Source organism: Salipiger sp. H15, from assembly GCF_040409955.1.
Lineage (GTDB): Bacteria > Pseudomonadota > Alphaproteobacteria > Rhodobacterales > Rhodobacteraceae > Salipiger.
This window is the reverse complement of the sequence record NZ_CP123390.1, coordinates 93,421-107,825: the sequence shown is the minus strand read 5'-3', so window position 1 is coordinate 107,825 and position 14,405 is coordinate 93,421. Positions and strand designations below refer to the sequence as shown.

Here is a 14,405-nt window from a genome sequence, read left to right as displayed (position 1 = left end):
CCTGCAGTGACCCTCGCGGGACGTTCCGAGACAACGCAAGGAGACCTGAAAAATGGCACGTATTCTGATCCTGTCCACTGCGGCCGATGTCCTTGGCGATACCGGCAACCCCACCGGCGTTTGGTACGAAGAGTTGGCGAGCCCGTATTACGCTTTCCTTGATGCGGGCCACGAGGTCACGCTGGTGACGCTTGGCGGCAAACCTGTTCCCATTGACCCGAATTCCGACGTGACTGGTGAGGAGGCCCCGGCCTCGGTCACCAGGTTCCGCGCAGATGCGGAGGCAACGGCGCTGCTGTCCAGCCCCGGCCGCCTCGAGGACGAGGACGTCACCGCTTACGACGCGCTCTACATCCCGGGCGGCCACGGCGCGATGTTCGACCTCGCCGAAAGCGCACTTGCAGCCAAGGCCATTGGCGACGCCTGGGACAGCGGCAAGATTGTCGCCTCGGTCTGTCATGGCCCGGCGGCCTTTGCCAATGTCGTGGATGCGAACGGCGATCCCATCGTGAAGGGCCGCAAGGTCACGGCCTTCACGGACAGCGAGGAAGAGGCCGTGGGGCTGGTGGAGGCGGTGCCGTTTCTGCTGGAAACCAAGCTGCGTGAACTCGGGGCTGACTTCGAAAGCGTCGGCGACTGGCAGCCTCATGCCGTGGCCGATGGCCGGCTGGTGACCGGGCAGAACCCGGCTTCGTCGGAGACGGCGGCGAAGAAGGTTCTCGAGCTTCTGTGATCCCCTGCGGCGCCGCCCAGCGACGGGCGGCGCCGCTCTGGCCTGCGGATCAGGCCCAGGGCGTGACGAGATATTTCTCGCCCGTGCGCATGGCGCGGTAGTCCAGCACGGCGTCTTTGGTGAGCATATCCTCCAGCGTGACCCGAGACTTGTAGCTGCTGGCAAAGGTGCTGGTGAGGTTGTCACGCACGCGCTGACGCATCCGGGCCACGGTTTCCTGCCCAACCGACTGCAGGAACGGGAACAGCAGCCAACCAGACAGGGTCCAGCCGAACCCGTAGCTGGGTGTCAGCATGGTGGGGCTGGTGTCGAGGCGGCCGTAGATGAATATGCGTTTCGGCTGGTTCGATCCGTAGCGTGAATACTCGGCCATCTGCTCCCTTGCGACCCGCTCCATCGCCCGGAATGCGGTATCGACCAGCATGCCGCCCCCCACGGGATCGAAGCCGTAGAAGGCGCCTGTCGCACGAATGGCGTCGGCCAGCTTGTCCATGAAATCCTCTTCGGAGGAGTTGACCACATGCTCGGCGCCAAGCCCCTTCAGCAGCTCCACCTGATCGGTCTTTCGCACGATGTTCACCAGCCCGATGCCGTCCTCTGCGCAGATGCGTGTCAGCATCTGGCCGAGGTTCGAGGCCCCGACGGTGTGCAGGATGGCATCCTGACCATCGGCCCTGGCAGTCTCCACGAAGCCGAGCGCGGTCATCGGATTGACGAAGGCGCTGGCGCCCTCTTCGGAGGAATGCTCGCCCAGCGGAAGGCACATGTCCGCATCGGCGAGGCAGTATTGGCTGTAGGCGTTGCCCGGGACGCAGGAGACGCGCTGCCCCATCAGCGCCTGCGCGGCGTCGCTGTCGCCGGCGGCGATGACCGTGCCGGCGCCTTCATTGCCAGCGGGCAGTTTCAGACCGTGCCGCGCCTTCGACGCGGCATTCACCGTCTCGGGCATCCGGGCCACGAACTTGCCGGGCGTATACTCCGCGTTCTCCATGTCGGCGCCGCCGACGAGAATGGCGAGATCCGACGGGTTGATCGGCGCAGCTTCCATCCGCACGAGCACCTGGTTGCGGGCGGGGTCGGCAAATGAAACGTCCTCAAGAGCGACGGTCAGGGTGCCGTCGGCCTCGAGGGTGGTGAACAGCTGTTGTCCGGTGGTGGCCATGCAGGAGCCTCCTTCGCGTTTCATCGGGTGATGTGGATCTAGGGCCAATTCCGATGCATCCAAAAATTCTGCATCCGGCACAAGATAAGTAGTCGGAGCGACTGGAAAGGGCTCCGAGTGGGCTTGCGGCGGTGCAGCGTGCCGTACACATGGCGGGCAGGAGCGCGCGTTCCTCTCGGCCCAGATGTATGTGCCGGCTGCTGTTCGCAATCAAGAATTTGGCACGACTTCGGAAATCGCTCATATGTATCCGGCCTGTTGATCGGCTCGCGGGCCGTGGCCTTGATGGGGTTACGCACGCGCCGTGGTCTCATTACCGGCAAGGTCCAAAATGACCATTTGGGCCGTCAGACTCTGGGGGCGTATCTTCTCCGTTCCATGCTGTCGTCTCTATAGCGAACTCCTTGGTGGCTGTGGAAGGCGTCAAATCGCTTCCATCGCCGCGTCTTGTGAGGCGTCGAACCGGGTGCCGTGCCGCAGAAGGCTCCAGGCGGTCCGTGCCAGCTTGTTGGCAAGCGCGATGGCCGCCTTGTTTCGCGGCATACGGGCGACTGCCTCGGTCAGCCACGGGCCGAAACTGAAGTCGGACCATCGGTGAGGGCGCATCATGATCACTTTCGCAGCTTGCACGAACAGCATCCTCAGATAGCGGCTGCCGCGTTTGGTGATCCGGCCGAGGATCGTTCGCCCGCCGGTGCTGAACTGTCGGGGCACCAAGCCAACCCAGGCGGCGAAATCGCGCCCCCGGTCGAATGCCTCGCCTTTGCCGACGGCCGCAACCATCGCCGTCGAGATCATTGGCCCGATGCCGGGTATTGTCATGATGTTGGCGCAGTTCTCTTCGGTTCGGCTGATCCCTTCGATCTCGTCGGAGACATCCTCGATCCGTTTGTCCAGCCAGAGCCAGTCGCCGTAAAGCCCGATCAGGATACCTCGCATCCGGGGCGAGATCTCGTCCCGCCGCTGTTCGAGGATCGTCTCAAAGGAATTCTTCAGCGCCCGCAGCCCCGACCTGACGGTGATGCCCCGCTCGATCAGGAAGGCCCGGATCTGGTTGATGGTCGCCGTGCGCCGCGACACCAGCCGCGCGCGCACCCGGTGCAGGGCCTGAAGGTCGAGCTGGTCCTGGCTCTTCTCCGTCACCGTCCGCAGGTTCGGCCGCAGAGCGGCTTCGGCGATCGCCTCGGCGTCGTTGTAATCGTTCTTCTGACCCTTGTTGAACGGCTTCACGTAAATCGCCGGGATGATCCGTGGCTCGAACCCCATCCGGCGCAGCGTTCGGCTGACAAAATGGGCGCTGAGGCAAGCCTCCATCCCGACCACACATTGCGGCAACTTCTCGAACGTTGCCTCCAGCGCAAGCCGCTTGATCTGCTTGCGCAAAACCAGCTGACCCGAGCAGTCGAAACCGACCAGATGGAATGTATCCTTGCCGATGTCGATGCCGACAACCGCCAAGTCTTCAATGCTTCCTGTCTTCTTCGCACACATGGCTGCTTCTCCTTTGGCGCGGATGATCCCAGTGCAGGATAACCCAACGGTGGGGGAAGCAGCCGGCACATCCCATTACCTGCCGTTCAGTCCCTGGCCGATCGCCGCAGTGCAGCTTCACCAGACCAGCCATTCGTCCATCTTGCAGGATTTTCGGAGGATGAAGGTCGGCAGGGCGGACATTACTGCCGTTCGCGGTACACCTACAGTAGGCGACGCGACAACGGATGATCGACTTAGTCCTTCCAAAGCGGAACTGGATCAGAAAGCCAACCGTATCGCCAAGGAGTGTGATCTGCTTGGCGATGTGGCGCAGTTTGGTGACAATGTCTTCCGGCTTCTCACGCTTTCCAGCCATTCCGTAGTCCTCCTGTTCGCCGAAATCCTATCGGATTTCATGCTTCGGGGTGGACCACTTCAAAGGGGCTGGCTCAGTTGGCGCGGGGTGACCCACTCTCGCTATGTGCGAGCACTTTCTGTGCTATCCTGCCGATATTGAAACCTTCGGATTCCGATGCGGAACGAGGACATTTGATCATGCTTCGACAGAATTTTCTCCCATTTTTGAGCCTTGGTGCCCTACATGCGACGACCGCCAGCGGCGGGTTTGCCCAGGCCAGCGAGGCGGATGCCCCGACCAATCCACTCAAAGAGGCCCATATCGGCGAGCAGCACCTGCACACCGGTGTGTCGATGGATGCCTTAATCGGCAGCGACCCGCGCCCGTCCTTCTTCCAAGGTCCCGGGTCGATCAAGTCGACGTGGAAGAAGAATTTCGAGGCCGCCGAGAAGAACTACGAGCCCGGCAAATTCGCGGCGATCCATGCCTATGAATGGTCTTCGATGCCCAGCGACGCGAACCCGCAGCGCTTACTCCCAGAAGGACGCCTTTCATGACCAGACTCTTCGGCACTTCCGCCATTGCCCTGGCGCTTTCCGCACCGATGACGTTGGCGCAGAGTGGCGAGCAGGACCTGTCTTCGGCTGCGAGCGATCCCACGGCTTCGCTGACCGCCTACCTGCTTCAGGATTTCTACACATACCGCTACCACGGACTGGGCGACGTCGAGGGTAACAAGTTGCAGTTCCGCATGGCCGTGCCCTACGAGCTCGGCGGGACCAGCAACATCTTCCGCCTGACGCTGCCTTATTTGACCGAGAGCCCTTCGGACAACACCGGCTTTTCCGATGTGACGGTGTTCAATCTGACCACCTTCAACCAGAGCTGGGGCCGCTTTGGCGTTGGCGCGGTGGCACTTATCCCGAGCGGCGAGGACAAGCTCAGCACCGACCGCTGGGCCCTCGGCCCGGCCGCCGGGTTCATCGCTCAGACGAAATGGGGCATCTGGGGCCTGTTCAACCAGAACCTCATCGACATCGGCGGCGATGCTTCCCGCGATCCGGTCGACCTGTCGGTGATCCAGCCCATTGTGAACGTCTCGATTGCCAACGGATGGTCGGTCGGCACCTCCGATATGTCGATCACCTACGACTGGGACGCAGAGAAATGGGTCAGCCTTCCCCTTGGCATCCAGCTCAACAAGTTGGCGCATTTCGGAACCACGCCTGTGCAGTTCGGGCTAAGCTATGAATACAACTTCTACGAGGACGGGGACGGACCGGAGGACACCATCGGCTTCACCATGAAGATCCTCGTGCCTTGATCCCCGAAGCTTCTTGAGAAGTTCCTACGACATCGCAACGGTAAAGGTCTCCTTTGGCCTCGGAGGGGCCGATCGCCGCGCTCCGCCTGAATGGCAGCTTTCTGGAAACGGGCCCAGTAGATCAGGGTCCGCTCCCTGCGCGTAGCTGACCCCCAAGGTTTATTGGACTACGGGCGGGTGAACGGTGTCAGGCTGGGCCGGTCAATCATCAATCAACCGCAAGTACGGTCCGAGGTGCTCAGCCGGGTGCCACACTTCATGCCCCTCGACCTCGATCCTAAAGAAGGGATCGTCGGAGATAAACATCGGGCCATCGACGATCGTTCCGAGGCTGGGCGCAAGACCGACGTGCGTCTGGATCACGACCTTTGTACCGATTGCCAATTTGGTTTGTCGCATAAACTCCGACCTCCCAACGCCACGGTATCAGAGAGCCGCACTTTCTGGTGGTATTGCAACCCTCATGTGACCCCGATGAGAGATTGGGGGGAGCATTGGCGACGGAATGCGCGCCGGATCGGGTCTTCTGGACCGGCGCTGTTCGGCCGCTCGCAGCCGTTGCACGACATTCGGCCCGGCGTCAGCGCCACCACTGGCATACCGGCTTGGTCAGTCAGGTTGGAGGCGGCCGAAGAGCTGGATAACCTCTTGGCTTCCTCGCGCAAATGCGTGTTTGGGATGAGAACCTTTGCTTTCAACCCGCGCGTCGTCGCGCCAATCCTCGCGTTGGAACGAATGCCACAGGTGTTCGAGGTCAGAGCGCTTTTCGACTGCCAAGGCTCGATGGGTTTGGTTCAGCGATTCAGAACTCTTTTGTGTGCGCCGTTCGGCCGGCGATCATGCCGTTTATGACGGCCGCGACCTCGCGGTGCATCTCGATGGAGGCTGGCTGGTGGGACGCCTTTGCGGCGTTTTCATGCGTTGCAGCCGCATCCTTCAGGACTCCGATGATCTCACCGTTGGGAAGGATGTCGTTTTCCCGCAGGGCCAGCAGGAGCGCTTCGCAAATGGAGACCGCGGCAACACCGAGATATTCGACATGGTCAGGCATCTTGACCCTTTCTCCTTCATGAACCGGGAATAGACGGCTGTCCGATTTGTAGGTCTGCACTTTCGCCGATACCCTGTTATGGTGCGCTAACCTGAAGCAGTCAGTTAGATTTTTTGGGCCGTGAAATTCTGGAGTCCATGAGGGTCCAATGACTGCCGCAACAGACAGCCCCCTCGCCCGCAAACTCTCGGCCTTCGCGGTGTTCAGCGACAGCGAGATGGCGGTGCTTGAGCGACTTCACGAGCGCCGCAGATCCTTCTCTGTCGGGCGAGACCTTGTCTATCAGGGGCAATCTCGGCAAGCGGCCTACGTGCTCGCCTCCGGGTGGGCCTGTTCCTACAAAGTCCAGGCAGACGGCACCAGGCAGATCGTCGATGTCCAGATCCCCGGCGATTTCCTTGGGCTGCGCAGCGTCCTTCTACGCACCTCCGACCACAGCTTTGAGCCGATCACCGATATCGAGGCGATCGAGGTGCTGTCCGACGATCTTCTGAACGTCCTGACTCAGATGCCGCGCCTCGCGACCGCGATCTTCTGGGCCGCCTCTCGAGACGAGGCCATGGTGGTCGAGCACCTCGTCGGCATCGGTCGACGAGATGCTGCGGCGCGAATGGCGCATTTTCTTTTGGAACTCGCGTCCCGTTTGGCGCTGGTCGGGCTGGGAGGCCGAGGTGGCTATGATTGCCCCTTGACGCAGTACCACCTGGCGGATGCCCTGGGTCTGAGCGCCATCCATGTAAACCGCGTGCTGCGGCAATTGCGAGAAAGAGGGTTGGTCACCTTCCGGGACGGCCACGTGTCGTTCCAGGATTACAACGGACTGGTGACACTCGCGGATTTTGATCCGACCTACCTGGACCAAGAGGGCCCGTTGCTGCCGGGGACATGATCCGGCGCGGGCGTAGGTGGCGTGTGGGCGGCCGCTAACATGTGTAAGCACGCGCCCCGTTCCAGTCCCGTATGACCAGCGTGGCATCCTCTCCAAGAATGGCGGGACGTGCATGTTCACTTCCTTGGAGGATAAAAAGATGAAAACCGTCTCTTGGCTCAAACCGGGCGTTTATGGCGCCGCCATCGGGGCTGTCGCCCTTGCCGTGCTCGGGTTCACTTGGGGCGGCTGGCAGACCGCGGGAGGCGCCGCAACCCGCGCACAAACCGCAAGCCATGACAGCGTCATCGCGGCCATGGTCCCGGTGTGTCTCGAAATGGCGCAGAGTGACCCCGAGCGCAGCGCGAAGATGGAAACGATCCGCGCGGCCAACGCCTACAAACAAAAAGATGCCGTGATGTCGGCGGGTTGGGCGACGGTCCCTGGCACCGAGAAACCGGATGCGGACATCGCCAAGGCTTGTCTGAGCGCGCTCGCGCTCTGACCCGCATCCGGTTCTCGCATCCTCGCGGCACGCTTCCGCATTGATCCGGAGCCGGCCTGTTTCGCCGCAAAGCATCGGCGCTAATGCGGCGCCAAGGAGATCCAAATGCGCGTTAGAATAGGGTGCAGCCTGCAATATACCTTCGTGCAGCCGACACCATTGATCGCGATGCTCAACGTCCACTACTCGCGCTTCGGCGATCTCGAGCAGGCAGACTATCTTGTCACGTCCCCCAGCGTCTCACTTGAAAGCTATCGCGACGGCTTCGGCAACTGGTGTACGCGGATGCTGGCCCCGGCTGGAGAGTTCACCTTGTCCAGCAGCGGCATCTTCCGCGATACCGGGCAGCCCGATCCGACGTCACCGGCGGCGCGACAACACAACGTCGAAGACCTGCCCTACGAGACGCTCGTGTTCCTGCTGGGGAGCCGCTACTGCGATACCGACATTCTGTCTGAGGAGGCATGGCAGCTCTTCGAAGGCACCACCCCGGGCTGGGCGCGTGTCCAAGCCATCTGTGACTACGTCCACGAGACGATCAGGTTCGATTACATGAAGGCCGATGCGACGCGCACTGCGTCACAGGCACTGTCCTCCCGCCATGGCGTTTGCCGCGACTTCGCCCATCTCGCGATCACCTTTTGCCGGTGCATGAACATTCCCGCACGATACTGCACGGGCTACCTGAGCGACATCGGTGAGCCGGAGCCGCACCCCCCGGGCGATTTCGCTGCCTGGATGGAAGTGTTCCTCGATGGGCGCTGGTGGGTCTTCGATCCGAGAAACAACACCCGTCGGACCGCGCGGATCCTCATTGCCCGGGGTCGAGACGCTGCGGACGTTCCGCTGACGCAGACCTTCGGGCCGAACACTCTGACCGGATTCCAGGTCTGGACAGAGGAGGCGGAACAGGCAGGGAGCCCGGAGACCGTGGAGGTCGTCAACTGAAACCGTTTCCGGATTGATCGAGGCGTCCGATGCTCTCCTTGGCTTGACATGCAAGCACCCACTGATGGCCGCGCCGGATCGGCGAAGATGCTTCTCGGTTCCGCCCACAGCCTTACGCCAACGACATATGCCGGGAGACCAGACATGACCATTCCGATCCCCACCATCGTTGTCTTTCTCAATCCCTTTGAACTCGGGAGCTTTGATGAAACCCTGCCAGCTGGCGAGTACCTCATCGAGAGCGAATTGATGCCCGTAGGCGCGGGGAGAGGGGGCGAAAGCTTTGCTTCGTCGGTTCTTGTCCATCTCCACCCCCAGATTGCTCACCCGGGCCTCGCACGCACGCTGACCGTCTCGCTTGGCGAGTTGGAGCAGGCCATGGCGAACGACAGGATGGGGGAAACGGAGCTGAGAGACAATTTCCTCGAGAAGATGCTGGCCGATCCACTCATTCGCATGGTCATGCTGGCGGATGGCGTCAGCGAGCGAGACCTGCGGCAGTACTACGCCACAAGATCACCCGGCAGCGGTATTCATCGGCATCGTGCCCGCGCGGACCGCCCTGCCGCGGCAAGCGGGGGGAGCAAGCCCGACGTCTTCCCCCGTTCAGGGTCTTCTCGGCCGGGCATCGGCGAATGAGGCGTCTCGGTCCGGGCCGTTTCTGGGGACGTGCGATGACGCCCGCGCTTCGGGGGGTCGGGCCATGACAAACCTCCCCATCGATCTTGACCGCCACAGGACGCCCAGTGGACGGCTCGATAGCCGCATTCGCCGTATGGCGGCGAACTCCGGACTTCTGGCCCATCTTGATCACCGCGGCGTCGAAATCGACGTGATGTTGCTGGCAGATTCATTGCGGCGGTGGATCGAGGCGATGGAGCAGGTGCGTGTCTTGCTGCAGCGGCACGAAAACGAGCCAGAGGTCAGAGAGGTCATGATCAAGACCATCATCGAAGAGGCGCTCAAGGACCTCGACCTGCTCAAGGAACGCGAAGGACCGACACGATGACCGAAGATGGAGAGAGGCTGCTGGCTCTGACCAAGGCCCGCGGTGACGTGGAAGCCGAGCGCAAATGTCTGCGTTGCGGCGTGCAGTTCTTGAGCACGGGCTTCGGTGAGAGAGTTTGTGGTCACTGCAAACGGTCGGCCACCTGGCGATCGTCTCTGCCGGCCGGCTCGGGGCCTGTCCGGCGTCGGGCCTCCCGCGTCGGGTCGCAGGGCCACTGATGGCAACGCTGAACATCTCGCACATCACAACGTATCGCTACGCAACGGCCGTGGCCATCGGTCCCCATCGACTGATGCTGCGGCCTCGAGAGACGAGAGACCTGCGCCTGATCGCATTCGATCTGCAGATCTCACCCTCCGCACGGATCGACTGGGCTCAGGACGTCGCTGGCAACGCGGTCGCATCGGCCACCTTCGATATTTCCTCCGAGCTTTTGTGCATCCAATCGCGGATGACGGTGGAGTTGAGTGCTCCGACTTGGCCGGTTTTTGCGATTGCCGCCTCTGCGGCGTCTTACCCCTTTCGTTACGAGGGGGATCATTGGACCGATCTCGGGCCGCTCGCCCAGCCTCAGTATGCTGACCACGCCGGCAGGCTGGCGCGCTGGGTAGATTGCTTTGTCATGGAATGGCCGACCGACACCATTTCGCTGCTCAAGGACGTGGCAAACGGGGTGAACGCTTGGATTTCCTATCAAAGCCGCTCGTCGGAAGGGACCCAGGGGCCGCTCGAGACCCTGGACAGAGGCTGGGGCTCATGCCGGGATATCGCGGTCCTCTTTGCCGAGGCCGTGCGCACGCTTGGCTTTGGCGCGCGGCTGGTCTCCGGCTATCTTCACGATCCTGCAGTAGAAAACCTTGGCTCATCCGGCGCAGGCTCGACCCACGCCTGGGTCGAGGTCTTCGTACCCGGGGCGGGTTGGATCGCCTTCGACCCGACCAATCGCTCCGTCGGTGCGGCGAACCTCATCCCGGTGGCGGCCGCGCGCAACATTGCCCAGGTGACGCCGGTGAGTGGCAGGTATTACGGGAGGGGTTGCGATCTTCTCTCTCTGGAGGTGGGGGTGAGCGTGAGCGTGGACGGTCCTTGAACGTTCAGGCTCCTAAGATCGGTGCGCCGACATTGGCATCTGCACGGTAGATAAAAAAGCTGCCCAAGAGTGGGACCATGTGCCGGGCGCACCGGCTTCGCTCGGACAGATTTTAATTTTCACCAATTTCCGATTGTCCTTGTAAACCTGCCCGGCAGTCTCCACATGTAATGGGCTTACGCTTTTCTCTTCGAAATGCTGCTTCCGCTAACCCGGTTTCGGTTGATCGTCTTGGATCGACATTTGCCGGGCTGCCGCATGTCGCGGGCAGCACATTCAGGAGACTACGGACATGGCCAATGGCACCGTAAAATGGTTCAACAGCACCAAAGGCTTCGGCTTCATCGCGCCGGAAAGCGGCGACAAGGATATCTTCCTGCACGTCACGGCGCTTGAACGTGCCGGTATTTCGCGCATCGACGACGGTCAGAAAGTGACCTTCGATGTCGAGACCGGCCGCGACGGCCGCGAGTCCGCAAGCAATCTGGCCCTGGCTTGAAGCGCTCGCTGGACGATCTGCTGAAGGGCATTCCGGCGCAATCCGGGAACGGCGGGCGACCGCCAAAGCCCAAGGGGACGTCCGGTGAGAAGCGGACCGGGCCGGAAACTCAGCTCGACAGGATCACTGCGGGTGCCAAACGCGTTCTGAAAGATGAAGCGGACGAGCGCGCCGAAAAACTGGCGCGCCTCAAAGCTGCTCGCGAGGCGCGCGACAAGACGTAACCGCCAAGACGCGGCCGGCGCTGAACGGTTGGATTGCCCGTGCGGCGCCGTCTCGCGATTGCAGACGACGATCTGATCGGCCCGCACGCTTCGGGCCAAGCAGATCGGATTTCCGGGTGAGCGCGTCGAGTGGACTGGTCCATCCTGTGGGCCTCTACCATTCCGCAGCAGTCTTACCTGGAGGAGCTGCTGCAGGGCTCGCCCTGCGGCAGCTTCCATTCACTTTGACCATTTAGAGGAGAGAGACATGGGCTATTCGCCTTCGAAAAAGCAGCTGGACCTCAAGGAGTTCCTGAGCCAGCCGGCAAAGAAACGCCCCGGAGCAAAGACTTTCGGCTACCAAAGAACTCGGACTGCGCCCACACCGGTTCTGAAGCCCGCAGCGCAGCCCACCGAGGAAAAGCCCGAGTAACTTCCTGCACGACGGCCCGAGCTTTCGGGCACAGGAAGATGGGCCGGTCCCAGTGAACACGGCCCTTTCAAGACATCGCCTGCCCGGATCGCACCGCAAGGAACGACGTTGAGCAACTTCGGGGCGGCAATTTCTTTGCCAGCCCATTGGTTGGGCGGGCCGCGCAGACACATCTGCGCCTCGAATTCCGGTCGGGCGACATTCATCTACCAAGAAGATGTGCTGGCCCCGCCCAATCCGGCGAGCTGGTGCGCATGAGCGTTCCTGCGTCCGGACATCTTCCAGCGCCGCAGCACCGCCGATGGAGCAACTCGCAAGAGGGGTCGCCAGCGTCGGCACCGTGGCTTCACGAATACGAAAGACAACAAACATGATGGAAATTTTCTGGGGCGACCCTCTTATCCTAATCAACCCGCAAGACGGAGACGTCACGCGCTTCTGCACGATCGAGAAGGTCCACTATTGGCTTCGCCGCAAATGGCCCGTGGCCGATGCGGCGCAACAGACCGCCTTGGCGAAGGTGGAGGCGGCCATGGAGTGCATGAATTCCGTTGATGATGCCCGCAATGCGTTCCTGAAGGCCGCCAGATTGGCAGGCTTCAAGCAAGCGGCCATGGCTTGATGGGTCGCGCGCCAAGCCACGAGGTGGACTGAAGGGCGTGAGAAGTGCTGTTGCGAACGTTCTTGTTCGCCCGCCCGAAGGCAATCGCCATGCAGTGGTCCGGACGATCTGGCAAGCGGCTATCGTTCTTCTGTGGTTGCGCGTTCGCCGGCCAAACACTTGCGGGCCGCTCCGGATTGCGCGGTCTCATGGAGCACAGAGGCTGTCAAATGCGGTCGATGTCGCAAAGCGCTCCGCTGATGACGCGCAATCGCCTCCCCGCGAACGGCTTCTCATGCAAGGCTCGAATTGGAACCAATTGACACCAAGAGAGACGCTTCATGATTTCTGTCCTCGGCAGCGTCTGGGCGCTGCTCCTCGGTATCCTGCTCATCATGCTCGGCAACGGCATGCAGTTCACCCTGATCGGTCTGCGCGGAGATCTTGAGGGCTTCTCAACAGCAGCTCTCGCTGTAATCACGTCAGGATACTACATCGGGTTTCTTTCCGGAGCCCGCGTCACGCCGGTCTTGATCCGTCGCGTGGGGCATGTTCGCGTCTTCGCCGCCCTGGGCAGCTTCATGTCGGCGGGCCTTATCGCTTTGCCGATTGCGACCGAAACCTGGGCCTGGATGCCCCTGCGTCTGATCATCGGCTTCTGTATGTCCGGGGTCTACGTGTCCGCGGAGAGCTGGCTGAATCACGCAGCCACCAACGACACCCGGGGCAAGATCCTTTCCGCGTACATGATCGCCCAGACCCTGGGGGTGATAGGAGCGCAATGGCTCCTCACCCTGGGAGATGCGGCGACTTCTACCCTTTTCATTGTTGCCTCGATCCTGGTTTCACTGTCGTTCGGCCCGATCCTGCTCTCCGTGTCGCCGACCCCCGCCGTCACCGTCACGCGTGCCATGTCCCTGACTGAGCTTTTCCGGCACGCGCCCTTGAGCACGGTCGGAACATTCCTGTTGGGAGGTATCTACGCAACACAGTCGGGAATGGGCGCTGTCTTCGGTACACAGATCGGATTGTCGACACCGCAGATTGCGCTGTTCGTCGCCATGCTCTTTGCCGGCGCGCTGTTCCTGCAGTACCCGATCGGCTGGTTGTCGGACATCATGGATCGTCGAAAGTTGATCTTCGGCGCCGCTGCCGTGGGTGCCGCGGCCTGCGCCTTCGGCCTCACGACGGGCGGGCAGCCAGATCAGTTGCTGATCGCGGCTTTCCTCGCCGGAGGCGTGACAACGCCTCTCTATTCTCTGTTTCTGGCGTACACCAATGATGACCTGTCAGCCGATGACATGCCCGCGGCGTCTGGCGGGCTGGTCTTCGTGTTTGGCATCGGGGCAATCGGCGGGCCGCTTCTCAGTGGGTGGGCAATGCAGTTGCTCGGGCCGCAAGGGTTCTGGTTCGTGCTGACCGTAACATTTGCCGGGATCGCCCTCTACGCCCTCTACCGGATGACACAGCGCCCCGCCATCCAAGTCGAGGACACCGACAGCTACTTGACCGTGCTACCGACCACGTCACTCGTTGCCATCGAGGCCGCCACAAGCTGGGCTGTGGAGCAAGCGGAAGACGACCGAGAAAGGGACACTCCGGCGTGAGTTTGAGACAGCGCGAGCGGCCCATATCGGTCGTCGCCGGGCCGCTCCACCGTTTCACCGAAGCGGCCATTCATGCAGGCCGCAGCATTCTGAACGGTCCGCGGTCAGCAGTGCGGACCAAGCGGACGTTTGGAATTGCAGCACGCGAATTAAGTCCATCGCTGTGATGCTGCTCTTCTGGGCGGAAGAGTTGCCGTTCACAGCAGCGCAACGGGAATCGCCACAGGTTCAGATAGCTGCCGTTCGCAGTAGTGCTTGGAGGCGAGAGATTCCTATGAGCGCGAGATCCTCCGGCAGATAATATGCCCGGCGGCCGGAGAGCGAGCAGCGGCTCAGGGCGATCTGACGGTCGCCGGCGGCGGCGCGCCAAGTGCGTTGGTGACGAGAGCGGCGGTGGGATTCGAGCAGAAGCGCGAAGGTTTCGCCCAGTGGCGCGTCGAAGATCACCGCAAAGGCGTCGGCGAGACCAGAAGCATCCCGCCCGCCTCGTCCGAGTCGGTCTGCAACAATCTGTCGCCTCGTGAGCGCAGGGGCTCGGCAC

19 protein-coding genes are annotated in these 14,405 nt (G+C 61.8%); 14 read left to right on the top strand and 5 right to left on the bottom strand.

The genetic code is table 11. From position 1 onward, the window contains the following. The first annotated feature begins 52 nt into the window (after nucleotides 1-52). Entirely contained in the window at nucleotides 53-733 is a 681-nt protein-coding gene (locus PVT71_RS28925; protein WP_353476725.1) for a type 1 glutamine amidotransferase domain-containing protein, read from the top strand. A gap of 49 nt (nucleotides 734-782) precedes the next feature. Here the strand turns inward: PVT71_RS28925 and PVT71_RS28920 are convergent, their stop codons facing one another. The 3 genes from PVT71_RS28920 to PVT71_RS28910 all read right to left on the bottom strand — a co-directional run bounded on the left by PVT71_RS28920 (nucleotide 783) and on the right by PVT71_RS28910 (nucleotide 3,744). Further along, the gene (locus PVT71_RS28920) at nucleotides 783-1,895 is read right to left on the bottom strand and encodes a zinc-binding dehydrogenase (protein WP_353476724.1); all 1,113 of its coding nucleotides are present in this window, start codon (nucleotides 1,893-1,895) and stop codon (nucleotides 783-785) included. A gap of 423 nt (nucleotides 1,896-2,318) precedes the next feature. Then, nucleotides 2,319-3,386, bottom strand: coding sequence for an IS110 family transposase (locus tag PVT71_RS28915; protein WP_108969715.1), 1,068 nt, complete (start codon nucleotides 3,384-3,386; stop codon nucleotides 2,319-2,321). Continuing rightward, complete coding sequence (locus PVT71_RS28910) at nucleotides 3,358-3,744, bottom strand: hypothetical protein (RefSeq protein ID WP_353476723.1); 387 nt, start codon at nucleotides 3,742-3,744, stop codon at nucleotides 3,358-3,360. Before PVT71_RS28910 ends, PVT71_RS28915 begins: the two co-directional genes overlap by 29 nt. A gap of 179 nt (nucleotides 3,745-3,923) precedes the next feature. Here PVT71_RS28910 and PVT71_RS28905 point away from each other — a divergent pair, with 179 nt between their 5' ends. Continuing rightward, entirely contained in the window at nucleotides 3,924-4,283 is a 360-nt protein-coding gene (locus tag PVT71_RS28905; protein ID WP_224848454.1) for a DUF3604 domain-containing protein, read from the top strand. Then, entirely contained in the window at nucleotides 4,280-5,050 is a 771-nt protein-coding gene (locus tag PVT71_RS28900; RefSeq protein ID WP_224848456.1) for a hypothetical protein, read from the top strand. Before PVT71_RS28905 ends, PVT71_RS28900 begins: the two co-directional genes overlap by 4 nt. 201 nt (nucleotides 5,051-5,251) lie before the next feature. On the opposite strand, the gene PVT71_RS28895 is transcribed toward PVT71_RS28900, so the two are convergent. Beyond that, nucleotides 5,252-5,449 carry a hypothetical protein gene (locus tag PVT71_RS28895; RefSeq protein WP_353476722.1) on the bottom strand — a complete coding sequence of 66 codons (198 nt, stop codon included), beginning with the start codon at nucleotides 5,447-5,449 and terminating at the stop codon, nucleotides 5,252-5,254. Between the two features lie 403 nt (nucleotides 5,450-5,852). Next, nucleotides 5,853-6,101: a hypothetical protein gene (locus PVT71_RS28890; RefSeq protein ID WP_224848460.1), complete on the bottom strand. Its 249-nt coding sequence runs from the start codon at nucleotides 6,099-6,101 to the stop codon at nucleotides 5,853-5,855. Nucleotides 6,102-6,249: 148 nt separating this feature from the next. On the opposite strand from PVT71_RS28890, the gene PVT71_RS28885 reads away from it, so the two are divergent. From PVT71_RS28885 to PVT71_RS28835, 11 genes are all read left to right on the top strand, one after another. Next, nucleotides 6,250-6,990: a Crp/Fnr family transcriptional regulator gene (locus tag PVT71_RS28885; RefSeq protein ID WP_353476721.1), complete on the top strand. Its 741-nt coding sequence runs from the start codon at nucleotides 6,250-6,252 to the stop codon at nucleotides 6,988-6,990. 139 nt (nucleotides 6,991-7,129) lie between these two features. Beyond that, nucleotides 7,130-7,474 carry a hypothetical protein gene (locus PVT71_RS28880; RefSeq protein ID WP_353476720.1) on the top strand — a complete coding sequence of 115 codons (345 nt, stop codon included), beginning with the start codon at nucleotides 7,130-7,132 and terminating at the stop codon, nucleotides 7,472-7,474. Nucleotides 7,475-7,579: 105 nt separating this feature from the next. Next, the gene (locus PVT71_RS28875) at nucleotides 7,580-8,422 is read left to right on the top strand and encodes a transglutaminase family protein (protein ID WP_353476719.1); all 843 of its coding nucleotides are present in this window, start codon (nucleotides 7,580-7,582) and stop codon (nucleotides 8,420-8,422) included. A 144-nt stretch (nucleotides 8,423-8,566) separates the two neighbouring features. Then, complete coding sequence (locus PVT71_RS28870; protein WP_353476718.1) at nucleotides 8,567-9,061, top strand: hypothetical protein; 495 nt, start codon at nucleotides 8,567-8,569, stop codon at nucleotides 9,059-9,061. 64 nt (nucleotides 9,062-9,125) lie between these two features. Continuing rightward, on the top strand, nucleotides 9,126-9,431 hold the full coding sequence (locus PVT71_RS28865) for a hypothetical protein (RefSeq protein WP_224848469.1): 306 nt from the start codon (nucleotides 9,126-9,128) through the stop codon (nucleotides 9,429-9,431). A 217-nt stretch (nucleotides 9,432-9,648) separates the two neighbouring features. After that, entirely contained in the window at nucleotides 9,649-10,521 is an 873-nt protein-coding gene (locus PVT71_RS28860) for a transglutaminase family protein (protein ID WP_353476717.1), read from the top strand. Between the two features lie 292 nt (nucleotides 10,522-10,813). Further along, nucleotides 10,814-11,020: a cold-shock protein gene (locus tag PVT71_RS28855; RefSeq protein WP_224848472.1), complete on the top strand. Its 207-nt coding sequence runs from the start codon at nucleotides 10,814-10,816 to the stop codon at nucleotides 11,018-11,020. Further along, nucleotides 11,017-11,244: a hypothetical protein gene (locus tag PVT71_RS28850; protein WP_353476716.1), complete on the top strand. Its 228-nt coding sequence runs from the start codon at nucleotides 11,017-11,019 to the stop codon at nucleotides 11,242-11,244. The genes PVT71_RS28855 and PVT71_RS28850 overlap by 4 nt, the downstream gene beginning before the upstream one ends. 247 nt (nucleotides 11,245-11,491) lie before the next feature. Continuing rightward, nucleotides 11,492-11,656, top strand: coding sequence for a hypothetical protein (locus PVT71_RS28845; protein WP_353476715.1), 165 nt, complete (start codon nucleotides 11,492-11,494; stop codon nucleotides 11,654-11,656). A 370-nt stretch (nucleotides 11,657-12,026) separates the two neighbouring features. Then, a complete protein-coding gene (locus PVT71_RS28840) occupies nucleotides 12,027-12,278 on the top strand; it encodes a DUF982 domain-containing protein (RefSeq protein WP_224848478.1) in 252 nt (83 codons plus the stop codon). A 320-nt stretch (nucleotides 12,279-12,598) separates the two neighbouring features. Further along, on the top strand, nucleotides 12,599-13,864 hold the full coding sequence (locus PVT71_RS28835; protein WP_224848480.1) for an MFS transporter: 1,266 nt from the start codon (nucleotides 12,599-12,601) through the stop codon (nucleotides 13,862-13,864). Nucleotides 13,865-14,405 lie beyond the last annotated feature (541 nt).